Source organism: Rhodococcus sp. B7740 (genome assembly GCF_000954115.1).
Taxonomy (GTDB): domain Bacteria; phylum Actinomycetota; class Actinomycetes; order Mycobacteriales; family Mycobacteriaceae; genus Rhodococcoides.
Window position 1 is genome coordinate 3,380,616 of the sequence record NZ_CP010797.1, and the last position, 17,340, is coordinate 3,397,955.

Consider the following 17,340-nt stretch of genomic DNA (forward strand, 5'->3'; position numbering starts at 1 on the left):
CGTCGCGGTCAGTCCGTGCAAAGCCCTGGCGAGTGGCCCCGCAGCGACGCTTCACTGTTCGTGTGACACCAATGATCGAGGCCGTAGGTCTCTGCAAACGATTCCCCGGATCCGCAGGCGTGATGGCGCTGGATTCGCTGAGCATCAGCGCCCGTGAGGGCACAGTGCTCGGCGTCCTCGGTCCCAACGGTGCCGGAAAAACTACTACTGCTCGTATCCTCACAACGCTGCTCGACGCCGACTCCGGGTCCGCCTCGGTTGCCGGATTCGATGTGCGGACGCAGGCCCACGAAGTGCGACGCGCCATAGGCGTCGCCGGCCAGTCCGCGAGCATCGACAACCGGCTCACCGGGCGGGAGAATCTCACCCTCGTCGGGGTACTCCGCGGGCTCGGCCGCAAGGGGGCCAAAGCGAGGGCAATGGAGATCCTCGACACGTTCGGTCTTGCCGATCGCGCGAACGACGTGGCCAAGCACTACTCCGGCGGCATGCGGCGGCGGCTCGATCTGGCGGCCGCGCTCGTCGGACATCCACGGGTGCTGTTTCTGGACGAGCCCACCACCGGCCTCGACCCCACCAGCCGCGCCATGCTGTGGGAGTCGGTCGAACGCGAGGTCGCCAACGGCGTGACCGTACTGCTCACTACCCAGTACCTGGAAGAGGCCGATCACCTGGCCGACAACATCGCCGTCATCTCGGCGGGCACGGTGGTGGCCGAGGGCTCGCCCGCAGAACTCAAACGACAGGTCGGCGGGGAGGTACTCCGAGTCGTCCCCAAGGACCCGAACCGCACCGCTGACATGGCCGCCATCATGGCAACCGTGTGCGGCCGAGAACCGACGAACGGAAAGCAGGGTCTCACAGTGCCTCTCACTTCCTCCATCGCGCAGGTCGCGCACGTTGCCGATCGGATGGTCGCCGACGACATCGAGGCCGCCGAGTTCGGCATCGACCGGCCCTCGCTCGACGATGTCTTCCATCAGCTCACCGCCGACCCGGAGTCGAAGGGTGCCCGAGAGCCGGTGGCAGCGCGATGACCACCATGGTGAGCGACACCGGAGCTCTGGTCGGAAGGCAGATGCTGCATCTGGTTCGAGTTCCCGAGAAACTGCTGGCCATCGCCATCATGCCGGTGTCCTATCTCGTCATTTTCGGATATCTCTTCGGAGCGGCGATGTCGGTACCCGGCGGCAACTATCGCGAATATCTCATGGCCGGAATCCTGGCGCAGACCATGCTCTCCGGAATCACCTCCACCGGACTCGGGGTCGCCGACGATCTCAACGGTGGCCTCATCGACCGACTCCGCGCACTCCCCATCACCCAGACGTCGGTGCTGCTCTCGCGCACCGTGGCCAATGTGATGACCTCCGCGGTGTCGGTCGCCGTCATGGCTGCCGTCGGGCTGTTGATCGGCTGGAAGATCAACACCGACTTCTGGCATGCTGCAGCCGGTTTCGGCGTCCTACTGCTGTTCGGATTCGCCATGTCCTGGTTGGGAGTGGTGATCGGATTGATGCTCCGCACCGCGGAGGCAATCACCTCCGTAGCCTTCGTGATCGTGCTGCCGGTGACGTTCCTGTCCAACGCGTTCATTCCGCTCGAGGGGTTACCCGGATGGTTGCGCGTGGTCTGCAGTCTCAATCCGATGAGCTGGGTGGTTCAGGCGACCCGCGAGTTGTTCGGAAACCCCAGCGGCGCAGGCGCATCCGCCGTGGCCCCGACGCATCCCGTGGCGTGGGCGGTAGGACTCTCCGCGGCATTGACGGTGGTGTTCGCCGCACTGGCCGTGGCTGCGTACCGTCGGGAATCGAAGTGAACGCCGCCCGCGGACACGGAGGTGCCACCAGCACCCAGACCGGACCGCGGACCGTGAACCTCGGGACCCGAACCTCGCTCGGGGACACGATCAACGAGCTACGGCCCGCCTACAGCGGATCCTCGGTGGTCCAACTGGCCCACGACAGCGTCGACCTGTTCGCCAAACTCGAATTCACCAATCCCACCGGCAGTTCCAAGGATCGTTCGGCGTTCTGGATGATGCGTCGTGCGATCGCCCGCGGCGAGATATCCCCGGGCCGGCCGATCATCGAGTCGTCCTCGGGCAACTTCGCAGTGGCTCTCGCATCACTCTGCCGCGCACTGGGATTGGAATTCATTCCGGTCATCGATGCCAACACGAACACCAGCACCGAGAACTTTCTCCGAGGTGCCTGCGACAGAGTGGAGAAGATCAGCGAACCCGACGCAGGCGGCGGCTTTCTTCAGAATCGGTTGCGTCGCCTCGATCACCTGCTGGCCGATCTCGCCGGATTCTGGCCCAACCAATACGCCAATCACGATGCGCTGGACGCGCATTACACCCTCACCGCAGGCGAGATCGTCGACCGATTCGACACGTTGGACTACGTGTTCGTCGGTGTCGGCACCGGCGGCACCATCTCGGGGGTGTCGAACCGTCTCAAGGAGGACTTCCCCGGAGTCACCGTCGTTGCGGTCGATTCGGTGGGCTCGGTCATCTTCGGCGGCCAGCCTCGCCGACGTCACATCCCCGGTCTCGGCTCGTCCATAGTGCCGGATCTGGTGCGGCAAGCGATCATCGACGACGTGGTGATGGTTGAGGAGGCCGACGCCGTTCTGGCCTGTCACGAACTCGTCCGCAGGCACGGGGTCTTCGGTGGCGGATCGACCGGAACGGTGTATCACGCTGTGAACCAGTACTTTCGGCATCATCGGCCGATGCGTCGCCCCCGTGTGTTGTTCCTGTGCGCCGATCGCGGCACCGCGTACACCGATACCGTGTACGACTCCGGCTGGGTGCGCGATCATTTCGACCGACCTACATCGAACCAGGAGTTCTCGTGACCCATACGTTCTCCGTGCCCTCTGTGCACACTGCTCCGTCGATCCACACTGCGCCGTCGATGAGTGTGATCACCAAAGCCGAGGTGGACCGCGTCGTCTCCGAGGACCGTCCCGGTGTTCTCGATACCATCGCCGCCACGTATCGCGCCGTGGCAGCGGGCGATGTGGTGGTGCCGCACTCTTCCTTCCTTCGGTTTCCCGATCGGCCGAGCGACCGCATCATCGCCCTCCCCGCTTTCCTCGGATCCAGCTCACCTGCTGCGGGAATCAAGTGGATCTCGTCGTGGCCGGGCAATACCGCCGAGGGTCGACCACGAGCATCGGCAGTGCTGATACTCAACGACATGCAGACCGGATTCCCCTACGCGATGCTCGAGTCGTCGACGATCTCCGCCAACCGAACGGCAGCCGGGGCGGTTCTGGCCGCCGAACGGGTGGTGGGTGAACGACGGGCCGCGAAGGTCGCGATCATCGGTGCCGGCCTCATCTCGCGCACCTGCTGGTCGATCCTGACGGACCTCGGTTGGTCGATCGACGAGTTGTCCGTGTTCGATACCGATCTCGGTTCTGCGCGTCGGTTTCGGTCCGAAATCGACGATCCCGATCTGATCGTCACTGTCGCCGATTCCGCGGTAGATGCCTGCCGCGACGCCGATCTCGTCATCATTGCAACCGTGGCGGCGCAGCCTCACCTGCATGATCCGGCACTGCTCGACTCCAACCCGGTCGTGTTGCATCTGTCCCTCCGCGACCTGGCACCGGAACTGATCGCGGCGAGCGTGAACATCACCGACGACGTCGATCACGCCATTCGCGAACGCACGTCCTTGCACCTGGCCGAACTCGCATACGGTCACCGCGATTTCGTACGCGGCACCCTCGGTGAACTACTGGACGACCCGGTCACCTTCGACCGGTCCGCACCGATCGTGTTCTCGCCGTTCGGGCTCGGGGTCCTCGACATCGCGCTCGGCAGGTGGGTGCACGACCGGGTGACAGCGAACGGCGGCGGTCACACGGTCTCCGACTTCTTCGGGTGACCCCTTCTGTCGCGTGGGCGACGTCCGTCCTGGGCGTCAGGGGTGGCCGGAGTCGAAGAACGATCGAACGACCACCCGCAGCCCGAGCACGAACGAGACGAACAGGAGCGCGGTGCCCAGCACCGGATACAGCGGCACCGTCGACGTCAGCTGCGGCCCATCGGTACTGAGCAACAGCAGAATCGACCCGATAGAACCGGTTCCGGCGAGCACCGAGAGCATGAACTCCTGCGCCAACCTGGCGATGAACTGCCGGTCGGATCGATCCTCGAAGATTCGGACCCCGACGGTGAACCGGCCTTCTTCGACCTGATCGACGATCTTGCCGAGCTTGCGGGGCATCCGGCGCAGGAGTGGCAGATTGGCGGCCATCTGGCTCTCGAGTTGCGATCGGACGAAACTTCGGTCGAAGAGTCGACCCACCATCACCGCTCGTCCCCGCTCTCGCGCAACCGCGATCAGATCCAGATCGGGTGCGATGAGGGTCAGGGTGCCTTCCACCGTGGCAAGCGCCCGAAACGCTGCAGCGATCTGTGGTGGGATCGTGAATTTCTGACGGATCACCAGCGAGATCAGGTCGCCGAACAGGCCGCTGTTACTGCGGCTCCCTCCGACCGATCCGCGGTAACGCACCATCAGTTCGCCCAGGCTGCGTTCGAGCCTGCGTTCTTCGAGTCCGTCCGGACGTCCGAGTAACTCGATCAGGGCGTCTGCCGCGATGAGGGAGTCCTCGGAGTCGACTGCGTGCAGGAACAGTCCGAGCGACATCCGCGAAACGTCGTCGAGTCGGCCCACCGACCCGAAGTCGAGCAGCACCACGGTGCCGTCCTCGCGCATGAGAACGTTTCCGCCGTGCAGGTCCGCATGGAAGACCCCGGACACGATCATCTGCCGCAGCATCTGTTCGAGGAGGTCGGATGCCAGATCGGCTCGATGCTCATCGGACATTCGAGCCAGGATCGACCCTGCGCGAGTGAGCGGAACACCGTCGATCTTCTCCATGACCAACACCATCGGACTGCTGAAGTCGGAATACATGCGCGGAATGGAGTACGGGCTGGATTCGTCGAGCGTGGAACCGATCGCCAATGCGTTGTCCAGTTCGACGTCGTAATCCAATTCCTCCTGCAACGACGCCGCGAATCCGGACACCAGGGAGTCGATACCGATCGCTCTGGCCCAGGGTGCGACACGCTGTAGCCGGGCGGACAGGCCGGCCAGAATGTCCAGATCGATGGCGATCTGTCGACGGGCCGTCGGCCGTTGAATCTTGACCACCACCTCGGTGCCGTCCATCAGCGTTGCCGCGTGCACCTGCCCCACCGATGCAGCGGCGAGTGGCTCGTGGTCGATGCGTGAGAACACCTCCTCGATCGGCCTGTCCAACCCGTCGAGCAGGGTCCCTTCGAGAGACTCGAAGCCGACCGCCTGAGCGTCGGACTGCAGGCGGGACAGTTCCTCGATGTAGACACGCGACAGCAGTTCCGATCGCGTGGACAGTGTTTGCCCCAGCTTGACGAAGGTCACCCCGCCCTCTTCGAGCGCGCGGCGCAGCGAGCGCGCCGTGCGGCGCTGGTCGGCGTCGGTACCTCGCGCACCGAGGCGTAGGAACCGAGACAGACCGTGTCGGACGAGGATCGTCATGATCTGCCCGTACCGCCGTGCCTTGCGACGGCGGGCTCGCCAACCGAAGATCAACGACATCGGGCCAGGAAGCGAGCCACTGGGTGCCACGGCTTCGAGAACCACCACCGCCAACAGGCCGAACAGGAATATCCAGGCCACCGTCAACACGGCCAGCAACGTCGCCGCGGCCGGATCGAAAAGCCTGCTGCCGTTCTCGGAATCGACCAGGTGCAGTCGGTCGGCCACGAAACTCAGGATCGGCGCACCGAACCCGACCACTCCGATACCCACCACGATCGCGCGGACCCAACCGACCGGCACTCCGAGCGTCCGACGAGCCAGTAGCGCCAGCGCCGCAACCGATACGACGACCAGCGCTACCGACGCCAATGCGGTGAACACGATGGAGATACCCCCGGTAATCACAGGTACCAGGATGTACTACACCCGCTGCTGGGCCAACCCGGCTCGCACCCCTGTGTCGAAGACTTCACATCTCGGTCACACGCGATGAATCAGATCCGATCGCCCGTCTCCGGGTGGAAGAGGTGGATCGCACCGTCGAGTCGAGTCAGACCGATGCTTTCGCCGATCTTGGCCGGGGCTCGCACTGCCGAACGCGCAACCAAGGACACCGGTCCCCCGTCGAGTCCCTTGACCTTCGGATCGTCGAGGTGTGCGTAGACGTAGGACTCGCTGCCCAACTCCTCGATGAGATCGACCTTTCCTTCGAATCCTTCACCGCCACCGTGCACGATGCCGAGATTCTCGGGCCGCATTCCGATGGTGACCTCGTCGATTCCCAGGCTCGCGAGCTTGGTCAGTTCGTCGCGCTCGAGCGGGAGCAGGAACTTGCCGATCTGCACGCCGCCCGAGCCGATGGGTACCGTCATCAGGTTCATTGCCGGGGAGCCGATGAATCCTGCGACGAACGCATTGACGGGGTTGTCGTACAGGTCTGTGGGAGAGGCGAACTGCTGCAGTTTGCCGCCGCGCAGGACGGCGACGCGATCGCCCATCGTCATGGCCTCGACCTGATCGTGGGTGACGTAGACCGTCGTGGTGCCGAGTCTGCGCTGCAGCGCCGCGATCTGCGTACGCGTCTGCACCCGTAGCTTGGCGTCGAGGTTGGACAGCGGCTCGTCCATGCAGAACACCTGCGGTTCGCGAACGATGGCGCGGCCCATGGCAACTCGCTGACGCTGGCCGCCCGAGAGTTTGCCGGGCTTGCGGTCGAGGTACTCGGTGAGATCGAGCAGACGGGCCGCTTCCGCGACGCGTGCCTGACGCTTCTCGAGGCTCACTCCGCGCATCTTGAGCGCGAAGCCCATGTTCTCCCCGACGGTCTTGTTGGGGTAGAGCGCGTAGTTCTGGAAGACCATGGCGATGTCGCGGTCCTTGGACGGAACACCCACCATGTTCTTGCCGCCGATTTCGATTGCGCCACCGTCGATCTCCTCGAGACCGGCGAGCATGCGCAGGGCGGTGGACTTGCCGGAGCCGGACGGTCCGACCAGGACGACGAACTCGCCGTCCTCGATCTCGAGGTCGAGGGAATCGACGGCGAGCGAATCGGCACCTTCGTAGACGCAGGATGCCTTCTTGTACTTGATTGCAGCCATGAGACTTTCTCCTATTTGATGGCGCCGAAGGACAGACCGCGCACGAGCTTGTTCTGCGCGAACCATCCGGCAAGGACGACGGGGAGTGCTGCGAACGTCGCAGCGGCGGACAGCTGGGCCCAGTACAGGCCCTGGCCGGTGATGAATCCGACGAGGTACACCGGAATCGTCTGGGCCTGAACGGCAGTGAGGTTGACGGCGAAGAAGAACTCGTTCCACGAGAAGATCACGCAGATCAACGACGTCGCCGCGATACCGGGAGAGACGAGCGGCAGGATCACCTCGCGTACCGAGGTCCACAGCGACGCACCGTCCATGCTGGCGGCCTCGAGCAGTTCGGCCGGCACCTCCATGAAGAACGAACGCATCATCCATACGGCGATCGGAAGATTCATCGCGGTGTAGAGGACCACCAGGGCCCAGATGTTGTCGAGCATGCCGATGTCACCGACGATGACGTACAGCGGAACGATGACGGCCACGACGGGCAGCATCTTGGTGGAGATGAAGAAGAACAGCACGTCCTGGGTCTTCTTGACCGGCCGCAGCGACAGCGCGAACGCCGCTGGAACACCCAGCAGCAGAACCAGAATCGTCGACACGATCGTCGCGAACGCCGAGTTCAGCAGGGTGGTGCCGATGCCGCTCTCGAGGACACCTCGGTACTGATCGAGGGTGGGGGTGAAGATCAGCTTCGGCGGGTTGGAGTAGGCGTCGGCCTCCTGCTTGAAGCCGGTGATGACCATCCAGAGCACCGGGAAGAAGAAGGCGATGCCTGCCACCCAGGCAACGAACGACCAGACCGTGCCCGGGCCCCACTTGCTCTTCTTGCGGATCTCCTGGCCGTCGGAGGTCTGTGCGACGGCCTTGTTCTTGCTCGTGGTTGCCGTGCTCATCACGCCGCCTCCTCGTTTGCGCTGAAGCTCTTGAAGATCAGTCTCAGCGCCAGAGTGCTGAGGATGATGGTCGCCACCACGGTGACGACACCCATGGCCGCGGCCTGACCGATGTCGAATCCGAGGAAGGCCCGTTGGTAGATGTAGAACGGCAGGTTGGCCGACGCGACTCCCGGTCCACCGGAGGTCATCATGTAGACGGCGTCGAAGGTGTTGACGAGGTAGATGGCACCGAGAACCGTGCCCAGTTCGATGAACCGGCGCAGGTGCGGCAACGTCAACTCGCGGAAGAGTTTGAACGGGCCCGCCCCGTCGACGCGTGCGGCCTCGGCGATGTCCTTGGGCATGGACTGCAGCCCGGCGAGGATGAGCAGCATCATGAACGGCGTCCACTGCCACACCAGGTTCGTCATGACCGCGGCCAGCGGGAACCGCGAGACCCAGTCGATCTCGCCGACCCCGAACGGGCTCAGCGCGAAATTGATCAGACCGAAGACGGGATCGAACATCGTCGTCTTCCAGATCAGCGCACCGGCGACCGGGGTGACGAGGAACGGGGTGATCAGCAGCGTGCGAATGAGGCTGCGCCCGATGAACTTTCGATCGAGCAGCAACGCCAGGGCCAGACCGAGCACCACCGAGATGATCACCGTTCCGACGATCATGATCACGGTGTTCATCGCGACCTCGCGGAACTGACTGTCGCGGAAGACGTCGATGTAGTTGTTCAGACCGTTGAACTCACGCGAACCGGGACGAACGAGGTTCCAGGACTGCGTCGAGTAGTACAGCGTGAACAGGAACGGAATCTGGGTGACGATGATGGCGAACACCAAGGCGGGCAACAGCGGTCCGCGCCGACGCCACCCCTCGGCCTTGGAGATCGTCCTCGGTCTCGGTACGAACTTCTCCGGTCCGGCCGGAGCCGTCCGTTCTTCGGTGGTGGTCATCCCTGGTCCTCCTGGTAGGTCCTGCCGACCACTTCGGCGTATTGCTGCGCTTGATCGAGAGCGTCGTCGACACTGATCTGCCCGGCGACTGCGGCACTGATCTGTTGACTGACCCGGGTACCGAGGTCCTGGAACTCCGGAATGGTCAGGAATTGGACTCCGGTGTACGGAACCGGATCCACGGTGGGGTTGTTCGGGTCGGCACTGTCGATGGAGTCGAGGGTCAGCTGACCGTAGGCCGCCGACGCCTCCGCGTACTCGGGAATCTCGTAGGTCGACAGGCGACTACCGGGAGGCACCCGCTCCCAACCGAGTTCGTTACCGACCTTGTTCAGGTACTCCTTGCTGGTCATCCACGAGACGAACTTCCACGCGTCGTCGGGAGCCTCGCTGGTCTTGGGGATTCCGAGGGCCCAGGAGTACAACCAACCGTTGTCGCCCTTGGCCGCCGACGGGGCCTTGGCGTAACCGATCTGCCCGACGACATTGCTCGACGACGGGTCCTCGAGTACCGAGACGGCCGAGGTGGCGTCGTACCACATTGCGGTGTTGCCCTGCGAGAGTTGCGTTCCGCACTCGCTGAAGCCACTGGTGGCCGCGCCGGCCTGACCGTGCTCACGCACGGTGTCGACGTAGAACTGCACGGCTTCTCGTACCTCGGGACTGTTCAACTGAGCGTTCCAGTTCTCGTCGTACCAGCGGCCGCCGAACGCGTTGATGACGGTGTTGAGCGGCGCGAGCACCTCACCCCAACCGGGCTTGCCGCGCAGGCAGATTCCGGAGAGGCCGGGGCTGTCGAGTGCCGCGGCGGCATCGGCCACCTGCTGCCACGTCGGCTCCTCCGGCATCGTGATGCCTGCGGCCTCCATGAGATCCTTGCGGTACATCAGGAACGACGACTCACCGTAGAACGGCACGGAGTACATGCTGCCCTCGTACGACAGCGACTCCTTCAACGTCGGGATGAAGTCGTCCTCGTCGTACCCCGGCGTGGCGTCCGCGTACTCCGAAAGGTTGGTCAGCCAACCGTTCTCGGCCCACTGCGGGGTCTCGAAGTTGCTGATCATCACCACGTCGAACTCGCCGCCACCGGTCGCGACCGAGGCCGTGATCTTGGCACGGGCCTCGTTCTCCGACAGCGACACGAACTTCAGGTTGATGCCAGGGTTTTCCGCCTCGAACTCCGGAGCCAGCGAGATGGCGTCGGACATCTGCGAATTCGAGACGATCGCAACGGTGATCGTCGTACCGTCACCGTCACCACCGAACGAGCCGGCACCGGCACATCCGGACAGAACCAAGGTCGTCGCGAGCGAGCCCGCGACAACCACTTTCGGTAATACCCTCACTGAAATACCTTTCCATTGGAGGTCGCCGTTGCTGGAGCTTGCGCAACGAGCCAACGTGCACTTTCGATATCGGTGACCAGGATCGAGGCCAGGCCACCCCGCAGAGCACCGAGCAACGCTTCGTGTTTGCGCTGTCCGCCGGTGACGAGCACAGCCCGATCGCAGGCCCTGATGGCGTCGAGTCCCACCGAGACGGTTCGGCCGGGAAGCGATCCTCCGGTGTCGTTGCCTTCGGCGTCGTAGAACCGGCCGCCGATCTCACCGACCGCACCGAGTCGACGCAGTTCGTCGAGCACCTCGAGGTCGATGAAGCTGCCCTCGAACAACGTGGTGGACGTGGAAACGGGACCGATGCCGTACATCATCACATCGGCATCGGTCCCGGCCTTGAGGGCGCGTGAGATCACCGAATCCTGCTCCAACGCAACAACCGTCGCCTGATCTGCGTACAGCGGCGCATTGAGCCTGATGGGTGTCGCCTGCAGGTACGCAGCACACCGCCCGAGCGTGTATTCGACGCCGGTCTGGTAGTCGGCCGAGGTGATGGAACCGTCGAGTTGCACCACCGCAGCACATTTGGTGGATCGCGTCTTCAAAGAGCTCGCAACCGCCACCGTCTCGGGTCCCCAGGTGAAGCCGAGAACGTCCTGATCCTTGAGGCGACGCGAGAGCAACGTCGCCGCCGCGCGACCCAGGGACCCGTAGCCGGCATCGGTGCCGTCGATGACGTCCGATACGACGAGCACCTCGGTCAATCCGAACTGCGCCTCGAGTTCCCGTTCGAGTTCGGCGTGGACGGTGCCCTGGAGATCGTCGGGAACGTTGATCTCGATCGTCACCAGACCCTGGGTGCGAGCCCGTGCAACGAGCCGGCCTGCTGTCGGGCGCGAGACGCCGAGCTTCACGGCGATCTCGGCCTGAGTCGCGCCTTCGAGGTGGTACATGGTTGCGGCGCGCAGAGCCAGGCGTAGATCCTCTCCGGACCGCGAAGGCTTCGCTCCCCCGGTGCCGGACGTCGATCCGTCCATGTCCGCCTCCCTGAAATATGAGCAGATGCTCAACTCGTGTTCATCTGCTCACTAAGCTAACATTAAGGTGTGATCTACACAACACCCCCTCGCCACCAGCGACCCGTGCCACAATCCATGCAGGCCAGCGTCCTGACCGGAGTGCAGGAGATACGACTCGAAGAACGGCCCGTCCCCACGCCCGCGCACGACGAGGTCCTCGTGCAGGTCACGGCAGTCGGAGTGTGCGGTTCCGACGCGCACTACTACCGCGAAGGGCACATCGGCGACTACGTCGTCGACGGTCCGCTCGTACTCGGGCACGAAGCAGCGGGCGTCATCGTGGCCGTGGGCTCCGAGGTCTCCGACACCCGCGTCGGGCAGCGCGTGTCCATCGAGCCGCAGCGCCCCGATCCCACCAGCGCACCGTCCCGGGCAGGCCGCTACAACCTGTGCCCGGCCATGGAGTTCTTCGCGACGCCGCCCATCGACGGCGCGCTCGCGGAGTACGTGCTGATCCAGTCGACCTTCGCCCACGACGTCCCCGACGACATCTCCGACGAGGCCGCAGCCCTTTTCGAGCCACTGTCGGTCGGCATCGCATCGGCCCAGAAGGCACGCATCTCCGCAGGCTCGAGCGTGCTCATCGCGGGCGCGGGTCCCGTCGGGCTCGTCACCGCGCAGGTCGCGCGCGCATTCGGTGCCACCGAGGTGATCGTCACCGATATCGACGCTTCCCGCCGCGCCAACGCCGAGAGATTCGGCGCGACGCGCGTACTCGACCCAGCCGCCGAGGACGTGCGCGCACTGACGGTCGACGCCTTCGTCGACGCCTCCGGTGCGGCCCGAGCGGTGGTCGACGGCATCCACGCTGTCCGACCCGCAGGCACGGTCGTCCTCGTCGGCATGGGCGGGTCGGATTATCCGCTGCCGATCTCGCGGATCCAGAACCGAGAACTGCTGCTCACCGGCGTCTTTCGCTACGCCAACACATGGCCGATCGCACGCGCGCTGGTGGCGTCGGGCATGGTTGATCTCGACGCGATGGTGACGGCGCGGTTCGGACTCGACGGCGTCGAGGATGCACTGAACGCCGACCGACAACCCGGAAGCATCAAAGCCGTAGTGATTCCAGGACTTTCGAAGGAGACCAACGCATGAAGTTGAACTCGCAGAACCTCGCCGACTTCATCGAGGACGTCGCCGTCCCGACGTACGACCGGTCCGAGGTGACGGTGGGCATCGTGCATTTCGGCGTCGGCGGCTTCCATCGAGCGCACCAGGCGATGTACGTCGATCGTCTGCTCCAGCAGGGGCAGGCGATGGACTGGGGAATCTGCGGCGTCGGGGTACTGCCCGGCGACCGGCGAATGAACGACGTCATGCACGCTCAGGACTGCCTGTACACGTTGGCGCTCAAGCATTCCGACGGCACGTGGGACACCCGAGTCATCGGTTCCATCGTCGAGTACCTGTTCGCGCCGGACGACGCCGAGGCCGTGATCGAGAAGATGGCCGCCGAAACGACCAAGATCGTCTCGCTCACCATCACCGAGGGTGGCTACAACTTCTCCGCAACGACGGGCGAGTTCGACGCGGAGAATCCGGCGATCGTCGCCGATCTTGCCGAGGGTGCTGTACCCGCAACGACATTCGGGCTCGTCACCGAGGCGTTGGCTCGACGCAAGGAACGCGGCATGACGCCCTTCACCATCATGTCCTGCGACAACATCGAGGGCAACGGCCATATGGCGCAGTCGACGTTCACGACGTTCGCGCGACTGAAGGATCCGGCGTTGGCCGACTGGATCCGGGCAGAAGGCGCGTTCCCCAATTCGATGGTCGATCGCATCACACCGGTCACGACACCGGAAGTGACCGAACAGCTTTCGCTGCGGTACGCCATCGACGACCAGTGGCCCGTCGCGGGCGAGCCGTTCACGCAGTGGGTGCTCGAGGACAACTTCACCCTCGGCCGTCCGCAGCTGGAAGATGTGGGCGTGCAGGTGGTCGAGGACGTCACCCCCTACGAGCTGATGAAGCTGCGGTTGCTCAATGCCAGTCATCAGGCGCTCGCGTACTTCGGTTACCTCAGTGGCTATCGCCTCGTCCACGACGTGTGCCAGGATTCGCTGTTCTCGGAGTTCCTGCTCGCCTACATGGACGAGGAGGCAACCCCGACGCTGCAGCCGGTCCCCGGCATCGATCTGACCGACTACAAGAGGACGCTGATCGAGCGGTTCTCCAATCCCGAGATCCGCGATACCGTCGCGCGCCTGTGTGCCGAGTCCTCGGACCGAATTCCCAAGTGGCTCTTGCCTGTCATCCGCAAGAATCTCGAGACCGGCGGTGAGATCGCCCGCTCCACCGCAGTGGTGGCCAGTTGGGCTCGCTACGCCGAGGCCGTCGACGAGTCCGGCGAGCCCATCGAGATCGTCGACCAGTTGAAGGATTCACTGGTGCCGATCGCGCAGAGTCAGCGCGAGAACCCCACGGCCTTCATCGCGAACCGCGCAGTGTTCGGGGATCTGATCGACAACGAGCGCTTCGTCGCCGAGTACACGAAACAACTGTCGTCTCTGCAGGAGCAGGGCGCGCGAGCGACACTGGAATCACTCAGGTCGACTCACTGAATCGCTCGGCGTCTCGAACCTGACCGGAGACGATGACGGTATCGCCTGCGCCGATCACCGTGTCTGCCGTGGCGTAGGTGAATCCTTCGCCCTGACGCTTGACCGCGACGACGGTGACACGGTGCTTGGTGCGTATCCCGCTCTCGCCCAATTTCTTTCCGATGATGGAAGCGGGCGGAGAGGTCTTGATCATGGCGAAACCGTCGTCGAATTCGATGTAGTCCATCATTCGGCCACGGACCAGGTGGGCGACGCGCTTGCCCATGTCGTGCTCGGGCCTGACCACATGGTGCACGCCGATCTGGGTGAGAATCTTGGCGTGCGCGTTGCTGAGCGCTTTGGCCCAGATGGTCGGCAGCGACAGATTCACCAGTGCCGATGCGGTGAGCAGGCTGGCCTCGAGGTTGGACCCGATGCCCACGACGGCACGGTCGTACTCGTGCACCGACAGCTGTCGAAGAGACTCCTCGTCGGTGGTATCGGCCACCACAGCGTGAGTCAAACGGTCTGCCACGCGTTGTACAACGGCGTCGTCACTGTCGACGCCGAGCACCTCGACCCCCTGGTCCATCAGTTCCAGAGCGAGCGACTTACCGAAGCGGCCGAGACCGAGAACGACAACGACGTCGGAGGATGGTTTCCTAGCCAATGAACGGCCTTTCCGTGGGGAGCGTGTAGCGCCGGCCGCGGTCGCGGGCGGCCAGAGCGCTGACCAGGGTGATGGAACCGATGCGACCCAGATACATCAAGGCGATCAGAATCACCTGACCCCAGCCGGGCAATTGTGCGGTGATTCCGGTGGACAGGCCTACCGTCGCGAACGCCGACACGACCTCGAACAGCAGGACGTCGAGGTCGAAGTTCGTGCCCGCGAGCAATGCGACGACCGGCAGCATGACCAATGCGACCCCGATCAGCGCGACGGTCAGTGCCTGTCGCTGCACTCGCGCGTCGATCCGACGATCGAACACCGTCACCTCACGATCACCGCGAATCTCGGCGAGGATGACGAACAGCAGGAGGGCGAACGTGGTGACCTTGATGCCGCCCGCTGTGCCGCCGCTGCCACCGCCGATGAACATCAGGACGTCGGTGACGAGCAAGGTCGCGTTGTCGACGTCGGCGTAGTCGACACTGTTGAACCCTGCGGTACGGGGCATGACGCCCTGGAACGTCGCGACCAGCATCTTGTCCCAGAGCCCGAATTCGCCCAGGGTTCTGGACCACTCGAAGAGCAGCACGACTGCCGGTCCGAGAATCAACAGAATCCCGGTGACGGTCAGCGTCATGCGAGTGTGCAGCGACCATCTCTTACGTGCCCGAACGCCGCCTGCACGTGCGCGGAGGTGGCGGGCGATCTCGAAGAGAACCGGAAATCCGATGCCGCCCAACACGACCGCGATCAACAGAGGAATGCAGATCCACGGATCGGTGGCGAACCCGATCATGTTGTCGCTGAACAAGGCGAAGCCGGCGTTGTTGAACGCGGAGACCGCATGAAAGGTCCCCAGCCAGAGTGCGCGCCCGAGAGGCTCGTCGTATCCGATGAAGAAGCGCGCCGCCAGGGCGATCGCGACGACACTCTCGATGATCAGACTGGTACGGAACACCCCGACGACGACGCTACGAACGTCGCCCAGCCCCGATGTACGAACCTCTGCGGCTGCGTTGAGCCTGCCTCGAAGTCCTATTCGGTCGGCCAGAACCAGACCGACCAGGGACGCGATCGTCATGATTCCGAAGCCGCCGATCTGGATCAGACCGAGGATCACGCCCTGCCCGAAACCCGACCAGTACACCGGGGTGTCCACCACGATCAGACCGGTCAGACTGACAGCCGAGGTGGACGTGAACAACGCCTGCAGAAAACCGGTCTCGCTGCCGGGGACGGTGGCCGCCGGCAGCATCAGCACACCCGCACCCAACGCGATGGCGAGCGCGAATCCCGTGGCCATGACCCGGACCGGGGTGGGCCGGAAGATTGCGGACCAACGCGATGCCTGGTGAGCGTCTGTCACCCAGGAGACAGTACCGGTGGGACGAGCCGCTTCGCGGCACGTGCACGAAACTTCGTAGCAGGGGTCGAGTTTCCGCTCACCTGCGCGTCAGCGCACCACAGCCTTCGCAACGGTCCACGCACGACCCTGCTCACTGAGCGTGAAGCCCAATCCCGGACGTGCAGACAGATGCATGCGCCCGTCTCGGGTCTCGAGGTGCTCGTCGAACAGTGGGTCCAACCAGTCGAAGTGCTCCACCCACGTCTGCAGTGGATACACCGCCGCGAGATGCAGGTGGATCTCCATGGCGAAATGCGGCGCGAGCTGCAGATTGTGATGCTCGGCCAGCGACGCCAATTTCAGGAACTGCGTGATTCCGCCGATACGCGGAGCGTCGGGCTGCAGGATGTCCACCGAACCGGCCTCGATGAGGCGGACGTGCTCGCCGACGCTGGCCAACATCTCGCCCGTCGCAATGGAGGTGTCGAGGCTGCGAGCGAGCTGCGCATGCCCCTCGGCGTCGTAAGCGTCGAGGGGCTCCTCGATCCAGACGAGATCGAACTCTTCGAGTATGCGGCCCATCCGCTGCGCCGTCGGCCGATCCCATTGCTGGTTGGCGTCGACCATCAGTGGGACGTCGTCGCCGAGAAACTCACGCACCGCAGTGACGCGGGCGATGTCGGTACGCCAATCCGGCTGTCCCACCTTCAGTTTGATACCCCCGATCCCGTTCGCCAGCGACATGGCAGCGTTCTCCATGACCTCCTCGATCGGCGTGTGCAGGAACCCGCCCGAGGTGTTGTACGTCTGCACCGAATCTCGTGACGACCCGATCAGCTTGGCCAGCGGCAACCCAGCGCGCTTGGCCTTGAGATCCCACAGCGCGATGTCGATCGCCGCAATCGCCTGCGTGGCAACGCCACTGCGGCCCACCGAGGCACCGGCCCACACCAGCTTGGTCCAGATCTTGCCGATGTCGTTCGGATCTTCTCCGATGAGAGCCGGGGCGATCTCCTGGGCATGTGCGAACTGGGCAGGTCCGCCGGCGCGCTTGGAGTATCCGAACCCGATTCCCTCATGGCCCTGTTCGGTACGAATCTCGGCGAACAGGAAGACCACCTCGGTCATCGCCTTCTGCCGACCGGTGAGCACCTTGGCGTCGCTGATCGGATTCTTCAGCGGTAGCACGATCGAGGACAGCGTCACCTCCGCGATGCGGTCGATGCTCGCGGCCCCGGGGGCCAGCGCCGTGATCGCTGCATTCGGGGCAGAGAGTCCGGTGGTGGGCTTGTCGACGTCTACGGTCATCTGCAACTCCTGAAATCGTCGATTACGTTGCTTCACAGACTATTTCG

Annotated in this window: 15 protein-coding genes; 6 read left to right on the forward strand and 9 right to left on the reverse strand. The window is 64.1% G+C overall.

Annotation, left to right across the window (positions count from 1 at the left end; all coding sequences use genetic code 11):
• Nucleotides 1-71 precede the first annotated feature (71 nt).
• Genes NY08_RS15525 through sbnB form a run of 4 tightly spaced genes read left to right on the forward strand, consistent with a single transcriptional unit; the run spans nucleotide 72 to nucleotide 3,905 of the window.
• A complete protein-coding gene (locus NY08_RS15525) occupies nucleotides 72-1,037 on the forward strand; it encodes a daunorubicin resistance protein DrrA family ABC transporter ATP-binding protein (RefSeq protein ID WP_045197332.1) in 966 nt (321 codons plus the stop codon).
• Complete coding sequence (locus NY08_RS15530; RefSeq protein ID WP_045197335.1) at nucleotides 1,034-1,819, forward strand: ABC transporter permease; 786 nt, start codon at nucleotides 1,034-1,036, stop codon at nucleotides 1,817-1,819. Before NY08_RS15525 ends, NY08_RS15530 begins: the two co-directional genes overlap by 4 nt.
• Entirely contained in the window at nucleotides 1,816-2,865 is a 1,050-nt protein-coding gene (sbnA, locus tag NY08_RS15535) for a 2,3-diaminopropionate biosynthesis protein SbnA (protein WP_200893118.1), read from the forward strand. The genes NY08_RS15530 and sbnA overlap by 4 nt, the downstream gene beginning before the upstream one ends.
• Nucleotides 2,862-3,905, forward strand: a complete 1,044-nt coding sequence (gene sbnB, locus NY08_RS15540; protein WP_200893119.1) for a 2,3-diaminopropionate biosynthesis protein SbnB — start codon at nucleotides 2,862-2,864, stop codon at nucleotides 3,903-3,905. Before sbnA ends, sbnB begins: the two co-directional genes overlap by 4 nt.
• Nucleotides 3,906-3,941: 36 nt before the next feature.
• Here sbnB and NY08_RS15545 read toward each other — a convergent pair whose 3' ends face one another.
• The 6 genes from NY08_RS15545 to NY08_RS15570 form a co-directional block, all read right to left on the reverse strand.
• Complete coding sequence (locus NY08_RS15545) at nucleotides 3,942-5,957, reverse strand: ABC1 kinase family protein (protein WP_143546700.1); 2,016 nt, start codon at nucleotides 5,955-5,957, stop codon at nucleotides 3,942-3,944.
• Between the two features lie 89 nt (nucleotides 5,958-6,046).
• On the reverse strand, nucleotides 6,047-7,153 hold the full coding sequence (locus NY08_RS15550) for an ABC transporter ATP-binding protein (RefSeq protein ID WP_045197337.1): 1,107 nt from the start codon (nucleotides 7,151-7,153) through the stop codon (nucleotides 6,047-6,049).
• A gap of 11 nt (nucleotides 7,154-7,164) precedes the next feature.
• The gene (locus NY08_RS15555; protein WP_032396683.1) at nucleotides 7,165-8,049 is read right to left on the reverse strand and encodes a carbohydrate ABC transporter permease; all 885 of its coding nucleotides are present in this window, start codon (nucleotides 8,047-8,049) and stop codon (nucleotides 7,165-7,167) included.
• A complete protein-coding gene (locus NY08_RS15560) occupies nucleotides 8,049-8,999 on the reverse strand; it encodes a carbohydrate ABC transporter permease (RefSeq protein WP_045197339.1) in 951 nt (316 codons plus the stop codon). The genes NY08_RS15555 and NY08_RS15560 overlap by 1 nt, the downstream gene beginning before the upstream one ends.
• Nucleotides 8,996-10,348 carry an ABC transporter substrate-binding protein gene (locus NY08_RS15565; protein ID WP_441344292.1) on the reverse strand — a complete coding sequence of 451 codons (1,353 nt, stop codon included), beginning with the start codon at nucleotides 10,346-10,348 and terminating at the stop codon, nucleotides 8,996-8,998. The genes NY08_RS15560 and NY08_RS15565 overlap by 4 nt, the downstream gene beginning before the upstream one ends.
• Nucleotides 10,345-11,376, reverse strand: coding sequence for a sugar-binding transcriptional regulator (locus NY08_RS15570; protein WP_045197341.1), 1,032 nt, complete (start codon nucleotides 11,374-11,376; stop codon nucleotides 10,345-10,347). Before NY08_RS15570 ends, NY08_RS15565 begins: the two co-directional genes overlap by 4 nt.
• 117 nt (nucleotides 11,377-11,493) lie before the next feature.
• On the opposite strand from NY08_RS15570, the gene NY08_RS15575 reads away from it, so the two are divergent.
• The gene (locus tag NY08_RS15575; protein ID WP_045197342.1) at nucleotides 11,494-12,516 is read left to right on the forward strand and encodes an NAD(P)-dependent alcohol dehydrogenase; all 1,023 of its coding nucleotides are present in this window, start codon (nucleotides 11,494-11,496) and stop codon (nucleotides 12,514-12,516) included.
• On the forward strand, nucleotides 12,513-13,988 hold the full coding sequence (locus tag NY08_RS15580; protein WP_045197344.1) for a mannitol dehydrogenase family protein: 1,476 nt from the start codon (nucleotides 12,513-12,515) through the stop codon (nucleotides 13,986-13,988). The genes NY08_RS15575 and NY08_RS15580 overlap by 4 nt, the downstream gene beginning before the upstream one ends.
• Here the strand turns inward: NY08_RS15580 and NY08_RS15585 are convergent.
• The 3 genes from NY08_RS15585 to NY08_RS15595 form a co-directional block, all read right to left on the reverse strand.
• Nucleotides 13,972-14,637 carry a potassium channel family protein gene (locus NY08_RS15585; protein ID WP_032396689.1) on the reverse strand — a complete coding sequence of 222 codons (666 nt, stop codon included), beginning with the start codon at nucleotides 14,635-14,637 and terminating at the stop codon, nucleotides 13,972-13,974. The genes NY08_RS15580 and NY08_RS15585 overlap by 17 nt on opposite strands.
• Complete coding sequence (locus NY08_RS15590) at nucleotides 14,630-15,943, reverse strand: TrkH family potassium uptake protein (RefSeq protein ID WP_045197347.1); 1,314 nt, start codon at nucleotides 15,941-15,943, stop codon at nucleotides 14,630-14,632. Before NY08_RS15590 ends, NY08_RS15585 begins: the two co-directional genes overlap by 8 nt.
• A 150-nt stretch (nucleotides 15,944-16,093) precedes the next feature.
• Nucleotides 16,094-17,293 carry an L-talarate/galactarate dehydratase gene (locus NY08_RS15595; protein ID WP_045197348.1) on the reverse strand — a complete coding sequence of 400 codons (1,200 nt, stop codon included), beginning with the start codon at nucleotides 17,291-17,293 and terminating at the stop codon, nucleotides 16,094-16,096.
• Between the last annotated feature and the right edge of the window lie 47 nt (nucleotides 17,294-17,340).